Genomic DNA, 22117 nt, shown 5'->3' with positions numbered 1-22117 from the left:
CAGTGCAAATTAAGGCAATAGTCCGATAGCAGCAAGATACAAACGGCAACGAGGCAAAACGAAATTCCACTGTGGATAGCTCCGGCTCGTCGCTAGAGTGAAGCTGCCGGGCTGTAGCCGCTTCATGCGTGCGGTTTGTCCAGGGCGTTGTTTGCAGTGCATTTTGAGTAGTAGCAGTTGCAGGAGTCTCGGCTATGGGAAGCCAAACGGAAACGGATCGGTGGCGTCAGCAGGAGTTGGCGCTTACCGCCGTAGAACATCGCCTTCAGGCGCTGGGTGAGTATCTGGCGGTATATCGCGCCAGTTATGCCTCCAGCGGTGAAGGGCGCCACTACGCCAGGGTGCGAATGCTGCGCAAGGACATTGGTCGCTTGCGGGCCTGGTGGTGGTATCTGCAGGCGACTCGTAGAGGGGCTACCTGGTTGCCGCTGTTGCACCGTGTGGTGGGGTTGCTGGCGGTGTTTGTCAGTCCGGTTCGTCGTGGTGGACGTCGTCGCCATTCTTCAGGGATGCTGCGCCACCTGACCAGCCACAGCCTGATCGAACGGGCTTATGCGGCCCTTGAGGACGATCTCCAGGGGCAGCTGCTGACCCTGCGGCTGGCCCAGTACCAGCGCCCCACGGAAAGCCGCAGTCGAGAGATCAACAGATTGCAACGACAACTGGAAGAAGTGGCTGGCCTGCGCAGCAGCGGGTTGCCCGAGCCGCGCCGGTTGACCGCCATTTGCCATCTTCTGCATCGGGTAATGACGGTGCGCCAGTGGTTGGGTCTGCAGTTACCTCTGGCTAACCTGGTGGACCGTTAATGTTGGCAGCGAATCGACTGGCCCCGGCTCTGGAAAGTCTGCCGCGGGTGTTTGCCCTGTCAGACCTGAAGCAGTTGCTGCCCGGAGAGGAAGACCAGGCGCTGGATGTGGCATTGCGTTGGCTGGAAGCTGGCGTCATCAAGCAGGTGGCGCCGCCGCGGCCGGTTTTCTTCAAGGTAATACTGGGCGAGGAACTGGATGAGGTGGATCGCTGCCGTGGCTTGTTGCGGGCTTTTCCCTCACTGGTGATGGTGGCAGGTTCGGTCCTGTGGCGGCAGGGTCTCAGTGCCCAGCGCGACACACTGCTGGAATGCTGTGTGTCGGAGGGTGAATTGAACTGCAACCTGCCGGGCGTGGCCCTGCGCTGGCGGCCACCGGCCTGGTGGGCTGCGGTGCGACAGGCCGGGGGGATTGCCGGCGATCACCACGGTGTGGCCATGCTGACCCCGGAAATGGCGTTGGCCGATGCGGCGGCATTCCGGGATGTGTGGATGCCGGATCGGGGCGCGGTGGATTGGAACCAGCTGTCTACCGCCAAACTGAGTGAGGCCACCCAGCACTTGCTGCCGCTGCGTGAGGAGGGGGGTGTCCGCACGGATTGACGGGGCCTGCCGGACTGTTATTAAATGAGAACCATTATCAGTTCTTCAGGGTTCTTTTCCCATGTGGTTTGCCGTTCTGGCCACCCTGGCCAGTGTTGTCCTTTTTTATCTTAGTGATCGCCAGCAGCGCTGGCTGGATCAGCCACTTCCGGGGCTGTCGCGGCTGCTGGCCTTGTTGTTGCTGGCTGCTTCCGCTGTCCTCTGGATGGTGACTCTGGGGGTGGGTGTCGGGCTCTTTGTGGGGCTCTGGGTGTTTGCCCTGCCGGCGATGCTGTTGCCGTTGATGGCCGGGCATTACCGTGACAGCTTCCAGCGGGGGCTGCGCGGATGAGATATTTTCTGGGCGTTCTGCTCAGCCTTCCCTTGTCGTTGATGCTGATCGGGCTGCTGGCGGCGGCATTGCCGATGCCCTGGCAGGGATGGTTGGTGCTGCAACTGATTGCGGCCATCGTGCTATGGATGCTTCTGGCGTTGCTGGTGGCCCTGCCGGCAAAGACCTGGCCGCCGCTGATCGCCCTGGTGGTCGGTAACCTGGCTGCCTGGCTGGTCCTGCAGGCTACACCGCTATACGGGGTGGGCGCATGAAAGGAGAGCGTTTGCGCCGGATGATCGATCTGCATGCCTGGCTGGGCATGGCCAGCGGCCTGGCGCTGTTTGTGGCCTTTTTCGCAGGCGCCATCAATGTGTTTCACCACGAGCTGCATCACTGGCAGGAGCCACATTTCGCGGAGCAGGCCGCCACGCCCATGGGCATGGACCGGCTGCTGGAACGTGTCACCGAACAGTACCCGGATGCCCGAAAGCGTCTGTACCTGCTTCCTGACGATGACGATCCCGGTGTGATGTGGTTTGAGTCCGCCGACAGTGATTGGGTCACCGCCCACGCCACGGATTTCAATGCCGAAGGGGTGCACGAAGCGACTCCCCGCTCGGCGCTGGCGGATTTTATCAATGAACTGCATTTTGCCCTGGGTATTCCCAATCCCGGTTGGCCGATCAATATCGGCATGACATTCATGGGGCTGATTTCGGTGATGTATGGGGTCGCGCTTTTCAGCGGGCTGCTGATCCACTGGCCGAAAATCCGCAAGGAATTCTTTGCTCTCAAGCACGAGGGCAACATGCGCCGTTACTGGAAAAACCTGCACAACGTGATCGGCATTATCAGCTTCCCGTTCCATCTGATCATGTCGGTGACCGGTGCTGCCATGGGCATGTTTACCGTGGTGGCGGTGTTGCTGGGGGCGCTGGTCTTCGGGCCCCAGTTGCGCGGGGTGATCACCGAGCAAACCGAAGTGTGGTCGGCGGTGGAGAGCCAGGGCAACACCGTAATCATGCCGCGCATGGGCGATGTGCTGTCCGCCGCCCGTAATGAGCTGCCGGAACTGACCGTGGACTGGCTGGAAATCCGCGGCTATGGCGATGCCGCCGGCTGGATTGATGTGGCCGGCTCCGTGCCGGGGTATGTGGGGCATCATGCCCATGTGGTGCTGGACCCGACTCTGGGGCCGTTGCGCGTGATTGCGCCGGGGCAGCGCAGCCTCAACTTTGCCAGCCTGTCACCGGTTTACTCCCTGCACTTCGGTGATTACGGCGGCCTGCTGGTAAAACTGTTGTATTTCCTCCTGGGGCTGCTGGGCTCGCTACTGTTTGTCTCCGGCAATATTCTCTGGTGCGAGCGCCGTTCGGATCGCACCGGCCCGGGGCGATCCTCGGCCTTTCTGTTGCGCCTGACTCTGGGGGTCTGTGCGGGTGTGGTGATCGGCGTTGCTTTCAGCTTCCTGGTCAGCAAGCTGTTGCCGCATACCCCGTTGAGCGGGCTGGTGGCCCTGGCTGAACGGGGTGTGTTTGCCGTGATTCTGGTGTTGCTGGTGGCTTGGAGTCTGCGCGCGTCGCCGCTGCGATTCAGCAGTCAGATGCTTCGTGTTGCGCCGTTCTGCTATCTCTCCATACCCCTGTTGCAGACGGTACTGGAAGGCAGCCATGCCTGGCTGGAAGCGGATAACCGGCTGATCAATCTGGTATTGCTGGCCGTGGCGGCCTGCCTGTGGGTGGTGCGCCGCCAGTTCCGCAAGCGGATACGTCAGGCCGAGCCCCATCCGTTGTGGGTGGGTAAGGTCTCCGAGGGCGATCCCAGGCACCTGACCGACACCGAGCGGGAAGCCGATGCGGTGGCCTCGGATTCAGCCAGGTAACGAAGACGCTTGCACAAAAAAAGGGCCGGAATATCCGGCCCTTTTTTGTTGGCGATAGGCTCCCTCACTTCAGAAGCGATAGGTCGCCTGCAGGCTCAGGCCGTGGGCGCTGTTTTCAAACTCCGCCCGGTAGCTGGATTGATCCACCTTGCCCTTCTTCTCTTGCAGATACGCGTATGCCGCATCCAGGGTCAGGTCGGCGGTGGGGCTCCAGCCGGCGCCCAGGGTGAAGATGTCCCGGTCGCTGACCGGAATCCGCACGGTGCGGTGGGCATCGTTGGTGGGCGAGTTGTCCCGGGCGTAGCCGGCACGCACCACCCATTGCGGGTTCAGCTGGTAGGCGCCGCCGAAGGCAACTGCCCAGGTGTCTTCCCATTTCAGCTCTTCGGAAATGGTGGCGAAGCTGCCCGCGTAGGCCGGGTGTACGCCGCTGTTGTTCACTTCAATACCCCTCAGGCGGCTCCAGCGGGTCCAGGTGGTGCCCAGGTTCAGAGTCAGTTTGTCGGTGGCCCGGAAGCTGACGGAGGTATCCACGGATTCCGGCATGGTGATGTCCAGTTCTGCATCGTAGCTGCCATTGAGCCCGGGCAGGCCGGTGGGAATCATCGGATTGGGTGGGATCGGGCCCAGCATGCCGTTGGCGCCACTGACCTTGGTGCGACCTTCCAGTGAGTAGTCAGTCTTGGAGTGATAGGTCAGGCCCCAGTCCAGCCGGTCGTTCACTGCTACCAGCAGGCCCAGGGTATAGCCCACGGCCAGATCGTCGCCTTCGATATCCACCTCGGCATCGCCGCTGCCGGGGATTGGGCCGGGCACGGCCGCGTTCGGCACATTGCTGCTCAGGGCACCGTCGATGCGGTTGAAGGTGGGGCCAAAGCCTACGGATACCTTGTCGGTGAAGGCGTAGCTCAGGGTGGGCTGGATGGTGACCACCTGCACTTCGCTTTTCAGGCCGTTGTAGCGGCCTTGCCAGCCATCCTCGTAATCACTGATGACGCCAAAGGGGGCGTACACGCCGATGCCGGCATGCCATTGGTTGTTGAGCGGGGTGACGTAATAGCCAAACGGAATGGTGGTGAAGGGCACCATGTCACCGTCGTTGCTGCCGCCTTGGCCCAGTTTTCCCTGGGGGTTACGGATGTCGGTGCTGGCGTCAATAAAGGCCAGGCCGCCGCTGATCTCGGCGCGCTTGAGGCGGCTCATGCCGGCCGGGTTGCCATACAGGGTGCTGGCGTTGGCAGCGCTGGAAGCGCGACCGGCGTAGGCGGAGCCGGCGCTGCTGGCGCTTTGTTCGTTGAGGGCCAGGCCGTTGGCCAGGGCCTGGCCGGAAGCCGCGGCAATGGCTGCTGCCAGCAGGACGTTGTTCGAATACTTCATGATAGCTTTCCCGAGTTGTTTTTTGCGCGCGCAAGTTAACATTCGGACACAAATTATTACAGAGTGTTTATCGTCAATATCGCCGAAAAAACAGGATAAAAGCGTCATTATTGCGGAAACATGATGTTTATTGTTGTGAAGGTGGTTCGGGAGTAAATTGAGTGTTTACCGCTGTTTGGCTCTGCGTGTGAGGGCTTGCTGGTGTTGCGGAATGGTGGAATGAGGGACAGTCAGCGTGGGCGGGAGGAAACCCGTTTCGGCGCCATTCAGGTATTTGCGGATGCAATGGTCGGGACTGCGAGGAGGAATGGGCGCGGCAATGGATGGTGCTGCCGCGCCGGAATGGGACAATGGAGAATTTGCTGTTGCCAGAGGCAGGCTGTCCGCCTTGCCAGGGATCTACAGGCCGGGACGTCTGCCGGGCTGGTTAACGGCCTTGCGGGTGAATATCCCGATGATGGGCGTGCCCTGATCCTGCAGAATCGGCTCGATGTCCCGGTGCAGGGCGTGGTACCGGTAAAACGGCACTCGTGGGAACAAGTGATGGATGGAATGCAGGTTCTGGCCCAGCCAGAACCACTCCAGCGGTTTCATCCAGCGGGGCATGATCAGGCTGTTGGTATTGCGATAGCGCTCACTGACCTTGTAGGGGTGATGCGGACGATAGGCAAACCAGTAGGCGGTGAAGAGTCCGCCGGTATAATAGCCGAGCAGAATCACCGCCACCGTGCCGGGCTGATCCACCATGACCAGAAAGGCAATCCGCCAGCCCAGCGATGCCACCAGCTCGGCGCAATAAATCAGTTTTTCTTTCAGCGACGCGCTGGCCCAGCTGTGCTGCACAAAAAATGTATTCTGCACCCACTGGAAACGTAGTCCGGCGGCCAGTAAACCCAGCGGCCCTTTCTGCATTCCGCTGATAATGAAGTCCGGGTCCTTGTCCGGCTGGTTGGTGTAGCGGTGGTGGGTAAAGTGTTCGATGCGGTGGGAGGCATAGGGAATCGCAATGATCGGAGCCACCAGGTACCCGCACAGATCGTTGATCCATTTATGACTGTCATTCTGCCCGTGGATGTTGCCGTGGGCCGCCTCATGCAGCGGCGTATAGGACATATAGGTCAGCGCTGCCACCAAGAGATAAGCACCCCAGGCCGGCAGGGAGCCGCTGGCAAACAGAGAGAGTGTGGCAACAAATGCGGCTACCACGGCCAGGGTCAGTAATATTGTCGGCCAGGCGGTTTTCCCCATATAGTGCTTGGCGCAGGCAATGGCCTGCTTGTTCAGTGTGGCCGAATCCATGGTGTCGCCTCTTGTTGGTTTCATCAGGCTCAACACTACGGTGCTCCCACAACAACCAGAATAGCCGCCGTGGCCAATCGCCCTGCATAAGTGGCCAGAGTGTGACGGGGCGGTATCTGCGGGACGGGCAATGCAGCATTCAGACGACAAGCTTCATCCGGTGGCCATCAGTCAGGTCATGCTCAACTTCGCCCAGCGACATGGCATCGACCGGCAAACCTGCCTGCTCGGCACCGGTATTGCCGACGAAGCCCTGTCCAGTGGCGAGGGTCTGGTTACCCGCACCCAGGAAATGCGCCTGATCGAAAATCTCATGCTGGCCCTGCCGGCAGCCGGAGTGGGCGGTTTTGAGCTGGGTCGGCAATACAACCTGGCCACCTTCGGGGTATGGGGATTCGCCCTGCGCACCTGCAAGACCCTGCGCGATGCCGCCGCCCTGGGCGTACGTTACCTGCCGTTGAGCACGGCCTACTGCCGGATTACGGTCTGTGAGCAGGGCGATACGTTCGGCGTGACATTCGATCCTGACCCGATACCGGCGCACCTGCGCCAGTTTTTGCTCGAGCGAGACATGGCTACCGCCCTCAATCTGGTCAGGGAAATCACGCTTCAGGGGGTGGCGTTTACGGGTATCGAGTTCACTGGCGAACCGGATGTGGCGGCGTCCGCCGTGGCGGAGCTGTGCGGCGTGATGCCCACCTTTCATGCCCGCGCCAACCGTATCCTGGTCAACCGTGCCGGGGCCAACCAGCCGTTCCCCGGCTACGATCCGGTGCTAACCCGCATGCTCGAGCAGCAGTGTCGGCAGCGTATGGACACCGTGGAAAGCAGTGGCGTCGCCGGCAAGGTTCGCCAGAAACTGCTCGGAGAGCTGGGCTTGGGCGCTACCCTTAACGACATGGCCAGCGAGCTGGCCCTCTCTTCCCGCAGTCTGCGTCGCAAACTGGAACAGGAAGGCACCAGCTACCGCGACCTGGTTGAGGAGGAGCGCCGCCAACTGGCCTTGCAGCTGCTCAGCAACACCACCATGAAAATCGAAGAGATCGCCGCCCATCTGGCCTATACCGATGCCGGCGGCTTTGTTCGTGCCTTTCGGCGCTGGCAGGGCTGCTCGCCCAGTGAGTACAGGGGGGATTTGCCTGGGTGAAATCCACCGTGGGACACAAAAAAGGGGCCTCCCAGTAAGGAGGCCCCTTTCTTTTATATGGCACGCCCGAGAGGATTCGAACCTCTGACCTTTGCCTCCGGAGGGCAACGCTCTATCCAGCTGAGCTACGGGCGCAAAACCTGTTGCAGTCGACCGGATGAGGTTGGTCAGTTCCGACGATCTGCAGATGAAGAACTTGGGGGTTCAACGGGCGAGAATGATAGCCGGTTGTGGCGTTGGCGTCCATGGATGGGATGCATTGTGGGCGCAGATGCTTATAATCTGCGCGCGCCGTGTGATCACGGCAGTCATTTCGCGGCAGTCTGCCTCTTTCGGGTTTCCGGCAGTACTGTTTTCCTTACGAGCCCGTGTCTGTGACCAGACAACTGTATCGGAGGAAACAGGATGAACCTGTACTGGATTGTGCTATTACTGGCAGTGATCGTGGAAATTGCCTGGGCCATGAGTCTCAAATGGATTCAGGTGCAGCCCGGGGTGGCGTCCATTGGCACGGCGCTGGTGCTCACCGCCCTGAACATGCTGATGCTGTCCTATGCCATGAAAGGCATTCCGGTGGGTACCGCCTATGCGGTCTGGACCGGACTCGGGGCTGTGGGCATTACCGTGTTGGGCATTCTGTTCTTCAAGGACCCGGCCAGCCTGCCACGGTTGGCCTTCATGGGGCTGGTGGTGGTCGGCATTATCGGCCTCAAGTTGACGGCTTCACCGACCTGATGACGAGTTTGGGCCCGCACGCTTGTGCCGTCCATTTTACAATCTTTTCCCATGAATTCCCCGATTAATCGGTACCCTCTGCGGGCAGATGTTGGCCGCCAACTGATGGAGAAAACTGTGCGCATTGCTTATCTGGAAGATGACATGGCTCAGGCTGAGCTTGTCACTCACTGGCTTAAGGAAGCGGGCCATAACTGCATTCACCTGGCCAGCGGGCGCGAGTTCATGTCCCTGTTGCGGCGTGACACCTTCGACATTCTGGTGCTCGATTGGGAAGTGCCGGATATGAATGGCTACGCCGTGCTAGAGGAAGTTCGGGCCAGCGGCAACCGCACCCCGGTGCTGTTTGCCACCCAGCGGGACGATGAGTCCTCCATTGTGGGAGCACTCAGTCAGGGTGCGGACGACTATATGGTCAAGCCTACCAAGCAAGCGGAATTGCTGGCCCGGATAGCCGCGTTAGGGCGTCGGGCGGGGGTATCGGATATGGATGATGACACTGCCCTGACTGTGGGGCCCTGGACGGTGGACCGGTCGCGACGGCAGATTCTGCTGGCGGACGAGCCGGTGAAGCTGACCGACAAGGATTATGAGCTTGCCAGCTATCTGTTCCAGAATGTGGGTAAGCTGATGAGTCGTGCCCACCTGCTGGAAAAGGTCTGGGGTATCATGACTCCGATCGAATCTCGTACTGTGGATGTGCATATCAGCCGCATCCGTCGCAGCCTGCAGATACGCCCGGAGCAGGGCTACCGCATCAAGACGGTTTACCAGCATGGTTACCGCCTGGAGCCGATTGAGGAATAACGCTATGAGGGTCTGGTTGTGTGCAGCCTTGCTGCTGGGACTGACGACTGCCGCAGCAGCATCCGACGACTGGCATTACACCCTGCGCCCGGGGGATACCCTGTGGAAGGTCTGCCAGCAGTTTGCCCAGGAACCGGCTGCCTGCTGGCGTGATCTGGCCAGCCATAATTCGCTGAAAAACCCTCATAGTGTCGAACCGGGCCAGAACCTGCTTGTCCCCATTGCCTGGCTGAAGGAAAAGCCGATTCCTGCGAGGATTGTCGCAGTTCGCGGTGAGGTGATGCTGTATCCCGCTGCCGGTGGCGAGGCCCGTCAGGTGCAGAGTGGTGAGACAGTGGCCTTTGGCGATGCGCTGGAAACCGCTACCGGCGCCAGTGCCCGACTACAGTTTGCCGACCAGTCCGAAGTGGTGATCAAGCCTGGCAGCTTGCTGGTGGTCAACCGCTATCGCCGTTTTCTGGATCAACAGGGCGAGCAGACCGAACTGCGTCTGCAGCGCGGTAATATTCGCAACACCGTAACCCCGGCCAGTAACGATGATCGTACCTTCAAGGTCTTCACCCCTGGCGCGGTCGCGGCGGTGCGTGGTACCGAGTACTACGTCAGCGTGGACGCCGGTGAAACCACCCGCAACGAAGTGGTGGATGGCCGGGTGGATGTCAGTGCCCGGGGCACCCGTCGTGATGTGCAAGCCGGTTTCGCCACCCTGGCCCGGCTTGACCGGCCGCCCATTGAACCGGTGCCTCTGTTGCCGGCCCCGGCGGTGGAGCTGGCAGTAACCCACGAGGATGTGACGGCGGCGTGGCCCACCCAGGCGGATGCGGCCAGTTACTGGCTGGAGTGGTATCGCCAGCGCGATGGGTTGTTGTTGGGCCAGGCGTCCTTGCAGGCCGGTCACTGGCAACAGGATTTACCGGTAGGCGATTACCGTCTGTTGGTGCGTGCGGTGGATGAAAACGGCCTGCGTGGCCACGAAAGCTGGACCAATTTCTCCATTGAACCCGCACCAGAGCCTGTGCCTGAAAAGGATTCCAAATGGGACCTGTGGGTCTTCCTCGGCGGAGCCGCGTTGTTGCTGGCGCTGTAACGGATGCGCTCGCGCCTGAATGCCTATCAGCGCCGCTATCTGGCTGAACACATATCAGTGCTGTTTCTGGTGGTCGGCCTCTGCGCCCTGCTGAGTCTCAGCGGGGCTTTGTCCTTCGTTGACCGCTACATTTACGACAACCTTCTTAAAACCCTCCCGGACGACCCGTCCCCGGATCTGGTTATCGTCGGCATCGACGAATACAGTCTGCGGGAGATCGGTCGCTGGCCCTGGGATCGCAAGGTCCACGCCCAATTGATCAACCGTCTTACCGATATGGGGGCACGGGCGATACTGGTGGATCTGATCCTGTCCGAGCCGGACCGCAACAACCCGGATTCCGATCTGGCCCTGGTGCAGGCCATGGCGGCCAGTGGCCATGTCTATCTGCCGGTGCACGTGGAGCAACTGCGGGCCGGTGGCCAGCTCATCGAAGTCTTGCCCTATGCACCGTTCGCCCGTGCCGCCGCCGGGTTGGGGCACGTGGACCTGGAGCTGGACAGCGACGGGGTAGCCCGCTCTGTGTACATGCGCTCGGGTATCGGTCAGGCCTGGTGGCCGCATATCACCCAGACCCTGCTGATCCAGGAAGGGATGCTGCCGGAAAATACCTTCCCGGCGAACAAAGGCGAGGAATTCTCCGGGCTGGCCAATGTGCGTCGCTACCACCGTTATGTGCCCTTTGTCAGCGGTCCCAATAGCTACCCGCAGGTGTCCGCGGTGGAGTTGCTGAACAACCTGATTCCGGAGCAGCTGATCCGCGACAAGATCGTACTGATTGGTGCCACCGCTGCCGGCCTGGGTGACATGCTGCCCACGCCCATGGCTAGCCAGGGTGAGTTGATGGCCGGGGTGGAGGTCAACGCCAATCTGCTGGATGCACTGCGCTCGGATCGGCTGATCCGGGAGCTGCCCATGAGCAGTGTGCTGGTGCTGGGGGCCGTACTGGCGTTGTTGGCGCCGCTGTTGCTGCCCTATGTGCTGCCGCGCTGGAGTATTCCGCTGGTGGCCGGGGTGATTCTGCTCTGTCTGCTGACAAGCATGGTGGTGTTGGTCGTGTTGCGGCTGTGGTTCCCGCCATCCGGTGCCATGGCGGCGGCATTGATGGGCTACCCGTTGTGGACCTGGCGGCGCCTGGAATATTCCCTCTCCTATATGCGCCATGCCCTGGAGCGGTTATCCGAATACAGCGATTTGAATCAGCGCCTGACCCGGCCGTCTACCCTGGAGCAAATGGGGCGAATGTTCGATCAGGTGCTACCGGTGCGTGCCTGGCGACTGCTGGGTGGGGAAAAGCCCTGGCGCGGTGGCGACAGCCTGCCCGCAGCCACCTGGAAAGGGTCGCTGGCGCGCCAGTACCGCTTCAAGCATGAGGGGCGCCGCTACGAGCTTGACCTGGTGTGGCATCAGGCGCTGCATGCGGATACCTATGATTACTGGGTGAGGGCGATGCTGGTACGGGTGCGCACCCATGCTCCCACCGTGGGGCCCCGCTATGAAGTGCTGGAAAAACATATCGACCGGCTACGTCGGGAAGAGGCTCGTCAGGAGGCCCTGACCCGATTCTTCCAGGTGACCCTGGCACAGATCCGCGAAGGAGTGGTGATCGCTGATGCCTGTGGCGTCATTGTCTATGCCAACCCCCAGGCCTCCTTCCTGCTTGGCCTGGAAATGGGGGCGCTGGATGCGGGCCAGCCCATGGTGACGGATCTGGGTCGGGAGCTGGACCTGCGCGAGCACAGCTGGGACGAGCTGCTACGTCAGTCCCTGGCGGAAGGGCGCACCCAGCTGGAATGCCGCAATCGCCAGGGCGCAGACCTTTACCTGGATCTCCTGCTGGTGCATGCCGGTGATAATCCGGGCCGGATGATGATCATCTCTTTCAAGGACATCAGCGACGTGAAGCAGGCCCTGCGGGCCCGCTCGGAAATGCTGGATTTTCTCTCCCACGACCTGCGCTCCCCCATGGTCTCAGTGCTGGCTCTCACCGAGAAAATGCGTCAGCAGGGTGATGGACAGTCCCTGGATGGCTTCCTCGATAACGTGCAGCATTATGCCCAGCGCAACCTGAGTATCGCCGAGCAGTTCCTGCAGCTGGCCCGGGTGGAAGCGGTGGAAACGGTGGAAATGAACGAGCAGGACATGCTCGACGTGGTGGAGAGCGCCATCGACATGGTGCAGATCCAGGCTCAGCAGGCCGATATCACCCTGCGCTTTGATTATGACCCCCATCAGGAGGTCTGGGTGCTGGGTAATAACGAATTGCTCGAGCGGTTAATGGTGAATTTGCTCACCAATGCCATCAAATACAGCCATGCGGGCAGTTCCGTTGATGTGCGACTGTATGCCCGGGAAGAGGCCGTACTCTGTGAGGTGCGCGACCGGGGTGTGGGGATTCCGCCGGAATTCCTGGAGCGGCTGTTCCAGCGTTTCAGTCGCGCCAGCACCAGTGGTGGCGCCCGCACCCGCGGCGCGGGCATGGGACTGCGCTTCGTCAAGGTAGTGACGGAGCGCCACGGTGGTGACATTCAGGTGGATAGTGCGCCAAACGAAGGTAGCCGCTTCACCCTGTCATTACCTCGGGTGGAGATAGACTAAATCAAGCTGTGTAACAGCAAGCGTTTTGTCCCCACGCCCTGAGCGGGTATAATGCCGCCGCAGCGCCCTCGGGCGAATCACAGAGAATAGAGGTGGAATCGTGAAAAAGATGCTGACTGCCAGCCTGGTACTGGTCGCTACCCTGTTTGCCGCCGGTAGCGTGGCTGCCAAGAGCACCAAGGAAATTTCCCCGTATCCGCTGGGTGAGCGTTCTGTATTCAGTGAGCGGGCCATCGCCGAGCGTCTTCAGCCGGTGGGTTCTGTGTGTGTCGAGGGTGAAGATTGTGGCACCGCTGCCGCAGCCGAAGAGCAAGTGGCCAGTGGACCCCGCAGCGGTGAGCAAGTGCACCAGTCTGCCTGTGCGGCCTGTCATACCACTGGTGCTGCAGGTGCCCCGAAGACCGGCGATTCCGCTGCCTGGGGTTCGCGTATCGCCAAGGGTAATGCCACCTTGGTCAAGCACGCGATTGAAGGCTTCAACGCCATGCCGCCCAAGGGCATGTGCATGGATTGCTCTGACGACGAGATCAAGGCCGCCGTCGAGTATATGGTTGAGCAGAGCCAGTAACCTTGCTGCGATCCCTGGGGATCCTGCTGTCGGCCCTTTGGCTGGCAGCCTGTTCCGACGATAGCGCTCCGGCCACTGCGGATGCTTCGCAGACGCGTGACGGGGCGCAGTTGTATCGCCAATACTGTGTTACCTGCCACGGTTCCGGCGCCCTCGGTGCTCCCCGGGTCGGCAAGGAACACCGCCTTTACTGGTCCCACGAAATCGAAGAAGAAGGTTTCGATACCATCGTCCATGAAGCCATCGCCGGCATCAACTCCATGCCCCCTCGTGGAGGCTGCTTCGACTGCAGCGACGACGAAATCCGCAACACTGTCATCTACATGCTGCAGTTGAGCGGCGCTAAATAACTCCATTCCAATGTTTCTTCAGCCGTAAGGGTTTACCGACTCTTTAGGTAAAACGCTTACCCCTTGCTTAAGAGATGTCCTACATAATGGCTTGTGCCTTGCTGGTAACCTTTGCGCGCTATCTCATAAAAGAAGCGTAGGGTTTTCAAGCGGGGGATCGCATGGCTGCGTCACGTTCAGGTATCTGGGGCTGGGTTCGGGCTCTTTTCTGTCTGTTGTTGTTTTTTCCTGTATTGGGGGTGGGCAGTCAGGAGGCTGAAAAGCAGTGGCTTGTTGATCAAATCCAGGCCGATGGCAGTCTGGATTCCCCTGCCTCCAAAGCCATCACTTTTCAGTCCACCACGGAAGCCACAATCAATCTGCTTGATGCGGATCAGAGTCTTGTCGGTGATTTGAGTGGTGTGACCAGCTATCTTGCCAGCGTCGATGCAGACCACAGTGCGGAGAACCTGTCCCGTAGTATCCGGACGGCTTACGCGCTGGGCCAGGAGTTTGGTGAGGCACAGGACGAATTGCTTAAGCGCCAAATAGCCGGTTCCGGATTTGGGGCATTTCCTGGCTATGACCCAGACCCATTAAGCACAGCCTACGCACTGGAAACACTATCCTTGTTGGGCATTACTCAGGAGCCTGCTGCCTATGCGTTGCAATATCTGATCAATGTCCAGAATGATGATGGCAGCTGGGCATTGGCTGGCGATGTGGGGCAAGTCCAGACTACCGCTCTGACTATGCATGCGCTTTGGCAGTATCGCCATGTCTATGATGTGGAGTCTCCTCTGCAAGCCGCCGAGGATTTCTTGCTGGCCCAGCAAGAGGGGCAACTCTGGGGCGATACTGAAAGTTCTGCATTGGCGTTGTATGCACTGGTGTCGCGGGCAGTTGACCGGACTTCCCTCCAGCAGGCACTGGATGCGCTGCAAAACAGGCAGAACCCGGGTGGGGATTTCGAGCAGGATGTGTATGTTACGGCTCTGGCCCTGCGTGTACTGTCAGCGGCGTCCCGTCCCGCTGCAGACATAACAAGCCTTACCGGTACCCTCGTGGATGCCCAGAGCGGCCAGCCTCTTGCAGACGTTGATATTGCTCTTGCCGGCCCTGAGTCCCGTCAGCTTGTCACCGATGCAGATGGCGGATTTTTTGCCAATCGACTGACGCCAGGCCATTACCAGCTTTCCATGAGCAAAGGAGGTTACAGCACCCTGGTACTCAACACGGTCCTGCAAACCGGTGACAAACGTGATGTCGGTATGTTGGCGCTTAATATCCAGGAAACTGATCCGGATACCGGCGAGCCCCTGCAAACCGGCATTGTCCGCGGGACCATCACAGATCGGGATAGCGGGGCTCCGTTAGCGCAGGCAACGGTAACGTTGACCGGCACGGGCCTTTCCTCTGGCACGGCGACTGATGGCTCCTACCTGTTCAGTGAGGTGCCGGCGGGACCGCTTAGTATTACCGTTTCAGCGCAAGGCTATGAGTCAGTAACCGGTAATGCGGAAATGGTGGCCGGCCAAACCCTGCTGTTTTCCCCCGGATTGAAGGCGTCGGTGCCGGAGGGTGTGAGTGTTTTTGGCACCATCAGCAGCAGTCACCAGGGAGCCTCGATTAGCGGTGCAATGGTCAGCGCTGAAGTGCAGGGTGTTGCCAAATCGGTCACTACGGATGCACAGGGTCAATATCGTCTAGAGGACTTACCTGCAGGTAACCTGACGTTGGGGGTGTCGGCAGCAGGTTTTGAGAGTGTATCCGCTGAAGCAGAGGTATCTGACGGGGCCAGCGTGGAGTTTTCCCCGCTGCTTGCCCCCTCTGGCGATGCACCACAACAGCAGCCGGGTGGATTCCAAGGTGTTGTCATTAACGCGATTACCGGCCGGGGAGTTATGGGAGCGCAAGTATCCGTCGATTACCTGGATGGTACTGCACCGATAACCGTTGCTACCGACAGTGATGGGCGTTTCCAGCTCAGGGAGCTTTTGGCGGCTGAGGTAGAAATTACCATTACCGCTTCCGGCTATAGTGCCATTGGTGCCACTGCACGCGTTGAGGCGGGTGTTATCAATGACCTTGGGGAGCTGGAGCTGGTGCCACTGGATAGTGCGGTGAACAGTATCAGCGGCAAGGTGGTGGAGGTGCGTACTCAGGATCCGTTGCTGGGGGTTCTGGTTAAGGTCAAGGTTTCATCCTCGACAGTGGCCGGCGAAGCAATGACGGATTCCTCGGGTCGTTTTGAAGTGAAAGGCCTGCCTCAGGGCGAATACACGCTCGAATTTTCACAAGTAGATTATCAGCCCCTGTCGTTCCCGGTTGTCATCGCAACAGGTGGCGATCTTGATCTGGGTGAAGTCCGTCTCCGCCAACCAGGGATTGATGCCTTGTTGCCTGATCTTGCAGTGCAAAGCACTCAGTCTGGAGGTTTGCTTTCAGATCCGGACACCTTCGAGGTGTCGGGTGAACTTGATGTTGTGATTATTAATCGCGGGAATGCTGATCTGACGCAGCCTTTCTCTGTACGGGTGTTCAGCGATTCAAACCGTGACGGTGCGTTTAGTCCGGACCATGATGCGGTTCTTGGCGAAACCACCGTTGAGGGGATATTGGAGGTAGATACCATTCAGCGTATCAGTGTGCCGGTTCAGGGTGATTTGCCGTTCCGTGATGCTCCTTTACATATCCTGCTTGATGCGGGCGAGGCTATTTCCGAGCTATCGGAAACCAACAATATTGAAAGCACGGCTGGTGAGTGTGCTAGCAATCAGAAGCCCTATCTGGATTTGGCCTTGTGTCTGGATTCTTCCGGTAGCGTCAGTTCTCCAGAGTTCATTTTGCAACTAGAGGGAACCGCGCAGGCTATAGAAAATCCAAATATTGTGCCACGAGATGGTTCAATGCGGCTAACCCTGTTTCAATTTAGTAATAACGGCTATCTTGAAATTGATCCAACAATAGTGGAAGAAGATAATGTTTCTGAATTGGCTGATGCGATCCGGTCAGTTCGAAGAAATACTGGCGGAACGGCAATTCATCATTGTATCGATAGGGCCACAGAGGTATTAAGTGACGCCTCCCCTGAAACTGCGCTGCAGGTGATTGATGTATCAACGGATGGCCAATCCAGCCAAGCTCTTGCAGTGGCAGCTTCAGAGAGAGCCAGGAATGCTGGAATAGATGTGATCAACGCCATTGGTGTTGGCCGAGGAGCTAATGAAAGCCTTTTAAATTATATAGTATTCCCCAAACCGGCGGGCGGAGAGCGCGGTTTTGTCCTCATGGTGGATAGCTATGAGGAATACATCGAAGGTATTTCCTCGAAAGTTGCAAAAGAAACAAAGATCCCTGATTTGACTCTTGGTGCCCTTCAGTTCGTGGACAATGGCGTGGGAGAGCTGGCCTCAGTTGCCATGGTTATCGGTAATGCGGGATCTGCCGACATTTCAGAAGATATCCATATCACGCTGTTTGATGGTCACCCTGACACCGGTGCAGAAATTGGTGATTTGGTTGTTAGTGGCGGAGTTGAAAGTGGCGCTCACAAAAATGCGGTGATGGACGATGTTGATCCCGACCAGCTGCAGGGTGTCACTCTTTATGCTCGTGCTGCTATCGAGGGCCAGGTGGCAGAATGCAATAACACCAATAATCTCGCTCAGAAGAAAGTGGCCGCACGCAGAGGATCGCTCACGCTGACGCTGTCAGATAGCCTGCTAGCTCCAACCGAAGCGCTGAACTTGGACTCCCTGGTGACCAATACCGGTGGGGTGGAAGCAGACTATTCAGTGCAACATAGCATTCTCGATAGTAGCGGCGCCCTGGTTGCAAATCTTGGCAGTAAACCGGTGCCAGCTTTGCCATCCGGTGAGCAGCGTTTGCTGGGCGTGGTCTGGAATAGTGGGGTGACACTGGCAGGTGATTATCAGGCGATTGCCGAACTGTATAGCCAAAGTGGAGAGCGGCTTGACTCGCAGACGGTGCCCATCTCAATCCGGGAAGGTGGCGATGTGTCTGCCCCCGTTGCGACGGTGGGGGTGGGTACTGATAACGCCAGTTATTACCTGGGTGACAAGGCTGTCATTGAGAATACCCTGCTCAATAGCAGTAGTAGCACACTGATACAGCCTGCCAACTATCGCCTGGTTGTCAGTGACGAGAGCGGCGACGTGTTGCTCAATAAAGAATATGTATTGGCCGGTCTGGCTATTGGCCAAGTTGTGCAGCTCTACGAAAACCTGTCTCTGGAAGATGTGACCGCCGGCAGCTATGAAGCGGTAGGCACCTTGACTGACGATGATGGGGATGTGCTGGCCAGTGACAGGCAGGCATTCACCGTCAGCATCAGCTCAATCAGAGCCGTGGAAGGTGAGGTCCAGGCCCGCGCTGCTAGCGTGTACCAGGGGGATCCGCAAACCTGTGATTTCACGCTCCGTAACATCAGCAGCGAGGCAATACAGAACCTGACAGTGATCAACACCCGACTGGATGTGGATAACCAGGCCGAGCTGCATCGCGATACACGAACAGTGAGTTTGCAGCCGGGTGAGACAACCACTTTCTCGGATGTGTTTGGTACGGCAGGCTTTAATCTGACTCGCCATGCCTGCGCCCTGCAGGTGGAAGAAAATGGTGAGCAGCGGGATGTGGACACTGCGATATTCCAGATGGTGGAGCCACCGATTTCTCTGGAGGCCACGCTCTCCCTGTCAGGGAAGCCGAGATTGTTGGTGCTGACGGACAAACAGCAAGATGCCTGTACCGCTGTGGACTGGCTGACTTTGCGTGCAGAATTCCCCAAGCCGCTATCGGCGAGCACCCTGGTAAGCGTGAAAGCGCTGAATTCCCTCTTCTTCACCCTTGATCTGGAGGCATCGACACCTCAAGCCTTTACCGACTTGCTGGACAGCAATATCGGCGCCGATGTGAATGTGGCGGTGACCAGCCTTACCCGGGAGGCCGTTGAGGTTCGGGTATCTGGCTCAGCGCTGCTAGGGGGCAAACACAATATTGTTGCCAAGTACCCCATATTCCTTTTCCTGCAAGGAAAGTTGGAAACCGGTCTGACAGGATTCAAGTGCGGGCATTTTCCGGCACTTGGCCAGCGCCTCGGCGACTTCGAAGTCGTGGATATCGAGGTCGAGGAAAGCGAAAGTGGGTCGTCTGTACATGAACAGTCAGAAATACCCTCACTGGCACAGCAACAACAATGGCTGGATGCCTTCCTCACTGAAAATGGCTACAGCTACACCTTGGTGGATTCTCTGGGTGGTTTCCGTGATGCCTTGTTATCGGGAAATTATCAACAGTATCTGTTGCTGGCAGACCGGGTGCCGTTGGGCCACTGGAGCGCCAAGCAACTGCGGGAAGCGGTTAATCGGGGTGATGGCCTGGTGTATGCCGCCGGTGACAGGCCGCGCACTCTGCCCCTGTATCAGACCCTGGGGGTTCATCCACATGAGAGTCTGCTTGGCAACTATCTGTTTAGTCTGCTGGGTAGGGATGGCCACAGGGCGGATGGCGTGGAATTTATGCAATCCCCGCTCTCCGAACCGGCCTACCTGCCACTGGCTCTGGATCGTCGATTGCCGCGCATACATCACCATCAAGCCAATGTTGCCGCCTTGTATCAGGGAGTCAGTGACCACTCGCTTCAGTGCCTGGCTTATTCCAGTCAGCACGATGCCGTTACCTATCGTGATTACGGCGAGGGGCGGGCAGTGTATGTGGGTTACGACCTGCTGGCCGAAGCGGTAGCCGAAAGTAACAGTGATCACCATGCCCGGTTGTTGTCGCGGGCACTGGAGTACACCACAGCAGAAAATCTGATAAATCGCCCGGGCGCAGTGTTACCTGTCTCTCTGTCGTTGCAAAACACGGGGCCCGCTGTCGATGTCCAGGCAGATCTGGCTATGTCTTCAGGAGGCGAGGTGCTGAACACTTTGCCTGCCACACAGAATGGCTCGTTGTCGTGGAGGTTGTCTTTGGCCGAGGCCGAGCAGCGTAATCTGCACGCCTGGCTGGTTCCGAACTTCTCGCAAGGCTCGGCCACATTAAGCGCGGAGGTGACGGCCAGCCTTGGTAGCGGTGCCTCGCTAACGCTGTCGGAAATGCTGCCACTGCAGGAAGGGCCGGACACCCAGACCCTCATGGACGTGACCCAGGCCGTGCAGGCGGCCTACGGCCAGTCCCTGTTTGACCTGAAGCTGAAGAAAGCGGCGCTTTTGCTGGAAATGGCCGTGGTGGCCAATAGCCATGGGCATGAAGCCCTGGCCATCAAGAAAGCCCTGAAAGCCACATCGGCCTTGGCAGGCTCAAGTCACCCGGATGCCCCATCACTACGCGAAGATCTGGATTGGGCAATTTGGGCCTTGAACCGGTAATGGGGGGCGAGAGTGTTATGAACGGAACAAGAATCGAGGCTAAGCGTATGTTACGGGGGAATGGACTCATGGAGCACAGGGAAAAGGTGCATAACGTAGACGCGCCAGCCATGGAGAAAATCCGTGAGTCCGGTCGATTTGCCCGCACCATTGCGATGGCGGCAGTGCTGCTTCTGCTCAACGGGGTGATCTGGCCATCCTGGGCAGTCGCACTGGAAGTAGAGCGTCAGAAAGACATTGCCGAGCAGGCCCGCTGGGAAGCGAATAACCAGCACCTGGATCAGGTGCTCAAGCATGTCCGCAATAAAGTCCATGACCGTAAGGCGGCTATTGACCAGCGTTTGGCCAAGGAAGGAGGTATGCTGGATAACATGCTTTCGGCCATAGGGCTGAGCCAGTTGACGCTGGAAAGTGTTGAGGACCTGAGCTGGTTAGCTGGTCGGGCCGATAATCTGCATCAGCAGGCGCTGAAAGAATTTGATGCCACCGGCAAGCGGCTGCGGGAGAAGCAGTTACCAGAAAAAATTCAGCAGCGGCACGCCGAGGCTCGCCAACAATACCGGGAACGCTACCAGACCATGCAAGTTCGGATGGCTGCCATGCTGGAAGCAGAGAGTCTGCAGGAGCAGCAGGACGCAGCGGCGTCGCTGAAAGAGTGGATGGACAGCTTCACCCTGGAAAAACCCCGTGATCCTTTTGACCCGAACAACTTGCCATGGGGCACCCCGGACCCGAACCTGACACCGGAGCCGTCCACCACCGCCAGAGAATTAAGCGCCAGGAATGCGCTCCCCTTGTTCGAGCGTGGCGTGCAACTGGCCAGTAACGTCATTACCCAAGATATGCTCGGTCAGCCTGGAGGCCCCACCGAAGGCGATCTGGCCGCCACGCTGGATGCCCAGCTCACCGATGCCGTCCGTGCGAAGGCGCAAGCGCTGGATCACGACCCAGTGGCAATCTACCAGTGGGTTCGCAATAACATCGAGTTTATTCCCAGCCATGGTTCCATCCAGGGCGCGGATTACACCCTGCAACACGGTAAGGGCAATGCCTACGACACAGCCAGCTTGCTGGTTGCCTTGCTCCGTGCGGCCAACATCCCTGCCCGCTACACGTTCGGTACCGTGCAAATGCCTGCCGATCAGGTGATGAATTGGGTAGGCAACGTCAATACGCCGCAAGCCGCCAGCGATCTTCTGGGGCAGGGCGGTATCCCCAATGTTGGCATGGTCAGCGGAGGGGAAATCACCCACATCAACCTGGAGCATGTGTGGGTGGAGGCCTGGATCGACTATCACCCCAGTCGTGGTGCCAAGCATAGCGTGGGCGATAGCTGGGTGCCCATGGATGCCAGCTTCAAGCAATATGAATACACAGAGGGCATGGCCCTGGAAGAGCAGGTGCCCTTCGATGCTCAAGGTCTGGCCCAGACCATCGAACAGCAAAGCACCATCAACGAAGAGGAAGGCTGGGTGCAGGGTGTGCCCCAGCAGGCTATGGAAGATGCCTTTGCCGACTATCGCGCCCAGCTGGAGGCCTTTCTGGAAAACCAGGCCCCTGACGCCACAGTAGGGGAAGTGCTGGGCACTCAGAACATCAAGACAGTGATCCACCAGCAGTTGGCCGCGGGGCTTCCTTATCAATTGCTGACACGCAAGCTGGTAGCGTCCGAGTTATCGGATAGCCTGCGCTGGAAATTCCGTTACCAGCTCTATACTAACCAGTTCGGTCGGCAAGGCAGCGAGTTGATCAGCATCCAGCAGCCCACCGTAGCCCTGGCCGGTCGCAAACTCGCCCTGTCCTTCAAACCGGCCACCCCGGAAGATGAGGAGACCCTGGCCAGTTATCTTCCAGAGCCGGATGAAAACGGCGAGGTCGACCCCAACGATATTCCCGATACCCTGCCGGGCTACCTGATCGATCTAACTGGTGAGTTCACCATTGGCAATGAGGTAGTAGCCACAGCGACCACCAATACCGCCATGGGGTCCGAGCTGCAATCCGAAATGGGCTACTGGCAGCCTAATCAGGGGTGGCGCACCAGTCAGAACGAAGCCGTTCCCCGCGAATACAGAGCCCTGGCGCTGAACCTGCAAGGCATCAGTCAGAGTCAGGCCCAAGATCTGCAAATCAACCTGGAAAGCACCCGACAAAAACTGGAGGCAGAAGACTTTA

The 22117-nt window shown here is 58.8% G+C and carries 16 protein-coding genes and 1 tRNA gene; 14 read left to right on the top strand and 3 right to left on the bottom strand.

Annotated elements, in window-relative coordinates; genetic code table 11:
- Window positions 1-194 precede the first annotated feature (194 nt).
- From T9A_RS11630 to T9A_RS11610, 5 genes are all read left to right on the top strand, one after another.
- The gene (locus tag T9A_RS11630; RefSeq protein WP_035248561.1) at window positions 195-806 is read left to right on the top strand and encodes a hypothetical protein; all 612 of its coding nucleotides are present in this window, start codon (window positions 195-197) and stop codon (window positions 804-806) included.
- Window positions 806-1408 (top strand): hypothetical protein, encoded by a 603-nt coding sequence (locus T9A_RS11625; RefSeq protein WP_035248559.1) that lies wholly within the window; start codon window positions 806-808, stop codon window positions 1406-1408. The genes T9A_RS11630 and T9A_RS11625 overlap by 1 nt, the downstream gene beginning before the upstream one ends.
- Before the next feature lie 61 nt (window positions 1409-1469).
- On the top strand, window positions 1470-1739 hold the full coding sequence (locus tag T9A_RS11620) for a hypothetical protein (RefSeq protein ID WP_035248558.1): 270 nt from the start codon (window positions 1470-1472) through the stop codon (window positions 1737-1739).
- A complete protein-coding gene (locus tag T9A_RS11615) occupies window positions 1736-1993 on the top strand; it encodes a hypothetical protein (protein WP_035248556.1) in 258 nt (85 codons plus the stop codon). The genes T9A_RS11620 and T9A_RS11615 overlap by 4 nt, the downstream gene beginning before the upstream one ends.
- Window positions 1990-3603 carry a PepSY-associated TM helix domain-containing protein gene (locus tag T9A_RS11610; protein ID WP_035248554.1) on the top strand — a complete coding sequence of 538 codons (1614 nt, stop codon included), beginning with the start codon at window positions 1990-1992 and terminating at the stop codon, window positions 3601-3603. Before T9A_RS11615 ends, T9A_RS11610 begins: the two co-directional genes overlap by 4 nt.
- A gap of 69 nt (window positions 3604-3672) precedes the next feature.
- Here the strand turns inward: T9A_RS11610 and T9A_RS11605 are convergent, their stop codons facing one another.
- Window positions 3673-4980: an OmpP1/FadL family transporter gene (locus T9A_RS11605; protein ID WP_035248552.1), complete on the bottom strand. Its 1308-nt coding sequence runs from the start codon at window positions 4978-4980 to the stop codon at window positions 3673-3675.
- 399 nt (window positions 4981-5379) lie between these two features.
- Window positions 5380-6279: a fatty acid desaturase family protein gene (locus tag T9A_RS11600; RefSeq protein ID WP_035248550.1), complete on the bottom strand. Its 900-nt coding sequence runs from the start codon at window positions 6277-6279 to the stop codon at window positions 5380-5382.
- A 130-nt stretch (window positions 6280-6409) separates the two neighbouring features.
- Here T9A_RS11600 and T9A_RS11595 point away from each other — a divergent pair, with 130 nt between their 5' ends.
- Window positions 6410-7426 carry an AraC family transcriptional regulator gene (locus T9A_RS11595; RefSeq protein WP_035248548.1) on the top strand — a complete coding sequence of 339 codons (1017 nt, stop codon included), beginning with the start codon at window positions 6410-6412 and terminating at the stop codon, window positions 7424-7426.
- A 58-nt stretch (window positions 7427-7484) separates the two neighbouring features.
- Here T9A_RS11595 and T9A_RS11590 read toward each other — a convergent pair.
- Window positions 7485-7561, bottom strand: a tRNA-Arg gene (locus T9A_RS11590).
- 270 nt (window positions 7562-7831) lie between these two features.
- Between T9A_RS11590 and T9A_RS11580 the strand changes: the two genes are divergently transcribed.
- The 8 genes from T9A_RS11580 to T9A_RS11545 form a co-directional block, all read left to right on the top strand.
- Window positions 7832-8161, top strand: a complete 330-nt coding sequence (locus T9A_RS11580; RefSeq protein ID WP_035248544.1) for a DMT family transporter — start codon at window positions 7832-7834, stop codon at window positions 8159-8161.
- 117 nt (window positions 8162-8278) lie between these two features.
- Window positions 8279-8968, top strand: coding sequence for a response regulator transcription factor (locus T9A_RS11575; RefSeq protein WP_035248541.1), 690 nt, complete (start codon window positions 8279-8281; stop codon window positions 8966-8968).
- 4 nt (window positions 8969-8972) lie between these two features.
- The gene (locus T9A_RS11570) at window positions 8973-10055 is read left to right on the top strand and encodes a FecR family protein (protein ID WP_035248539.1); all 1083 of its coding nucleotides are present in this window, start codon (window positions 8973-8975) and stop codon (window positions 10053-10055) included.
- Between the two features lie 3 nt (window positions 10056-10058).
- Window positions 10059-12653 (top strand): CHASE2 domain-containing protein, encoded by a 2595-nt coding sequence (locus tag T9A_RS11565; RefSeq protein WP_035248536.1) that lies wholly within the window; start codon window positions 10059-10061, stop codon window positions 12651-12653.
- Between the two features lie 109 nt (window positions 12654-12762).
- Entirely contained in the window at window positions 12763-13221 is a 459-nt protein-coding gene (locus T9A_RS11560) for a c-type cytochrome (RefSeq protein ID WP_035248751.1), read from the top strand.
- 2 nt (window positions 13222-13223) lie between these two features.
- On the top strand, window positions 13224-13571 hold the full coding sequence (locus T9A_RS11555) for a c-type cytochrome (RefSeq protein WP_232222092.1): 348 nt from the start codon (window positions 13224-13226) through the stop codon (window positions 13569-13571).
- Window positions 13572-13732: 161 nt separating this feature from the next.
- On the top strand, window positions 13733-19942 hold the full coding sequence (locus T9A_RS11550; RefSeq protein ID WP_035248534.1) for a carboxypeptidase regulatory-like domain-containing protein: 6210 nt from the start codon (window positions 13733-13735) through the stop codon (window positions 19940-19942).
- A gap of 68 nt (window positions 19943-20010) precedes the next feature.
- Window positions 20011-22117: transglutaminase-like domain-containing protein (locus T9A_RS11545; RefSeq protein WP_232222091.1), on the top strand; the 2107-nt coding region annotated here is incomplete at its 3' end.

Source organism: Alcanivorax jadensis T9, from assembly GCF_000756655.1.
Taxonomy (GTDB): Bacteria; Pseudomonadota; Gammaproteobacteria; order Pseudomonadales; family Alcanivoracaceae; genus Alcanivorax; species Alcanivorax jadensis.
Note: the sequence above shows the minus strand (reverse complement) of the source record. Positions and strands in the feature narration are given on the sequence as shown.

Bases quoted from the DNA above. Each gene is read 5' to 3' on its own strand.
- T9A_RS11630 (WP_035248561.1), top strand. From the start codon at position 195: ATGGGAAGCCAAACGGAAACGGATCGGTGGCGTCAGCAGGAGTTGGCG.
- T9A_RS11625 (WP_035248559.1), top strand. From the start codon at position 806: ATGTTGGCAGCGAATCGACTGGCCCCGGCTCTGGAAAGTCTGCCGCGG.
- T9A_RS11620 (WP_035248558.1), top strand. From the start codon at position 1,470: ATGTGGTTTGCCGTTCTGGCCACCCTGGCCAGTGTTGTCCTTTTTTAT.
- T9A_RS11615 (WP_035248556.1), top strand. From the start codon at position 1,736: ATGAGATATTTTCTGGGCGTTCTGCTCAGCCTTCCCTTGTCGTTGATG.
- T9A_RS11610 (WP_035248554.1), top strand. From the start codon at position 1,990: ATGAAAGGAGAGCGTTTGCGCCGGATGATCGATCTGCATGCCTGGCTG.
- T9A_RS11605 (WP_035248552.1), bottom strand. From the start codon at position 4,980: ATGAAGTATTCGAACAACGTCCTGCTGGCAGCAGCCATTGCCGCGGCT.
- T9A_RS11600 (WP_035248550.1), bottom strand. From the start codon at position 6,279: ATGGATTCGGCCACACTGAACAAGCAGGCCATTGCCTGCGCCAAGCAC.
- T9A_RS11595 (WP_035248548.1), top strand. From the start codon at position 6,410: ATGCAGCATTCAGACGACAAGCTTCATCCGGTGGCCATCAGTCAGGTC.
- T9A_RS11580 (WP_035248544.1), top strand. From the start codon at position 7,832: ATGAACCTGTACTGGATTGTGCTATTACTGGCAGTGATCGTGGAAATT.
- T9A_RS11570 (WP_035248539.1), top strand. From the start codon at position 8,973: ATGAGGGTCTGGTTGTGTGCAGCCTTGCTGCTGGGACTGACGACTGCC.
- T9A_RS11565 (WP_035248536.1), top strand. From the start codon at position 10,059: ATGCGCTCGCGCCTGAATGCCTATCAGCGCCGCTATCTGGCTGAACAC.
- T9A_RS11560 (WP_035248751.1), top strand. From the start codon at position 12,763: ATGCTGACTGCCAGCCTGGTACTGGTCGCTACCCTGTTTGCCGCCGGT.
- T9A_RS11550 (WP_035248534.1), top strand. From the start codon at position 13,733: ATGGCTGCGTCACGTTCAGGTATCTGGGGCTGGGTTCGGGCTCTTTTC.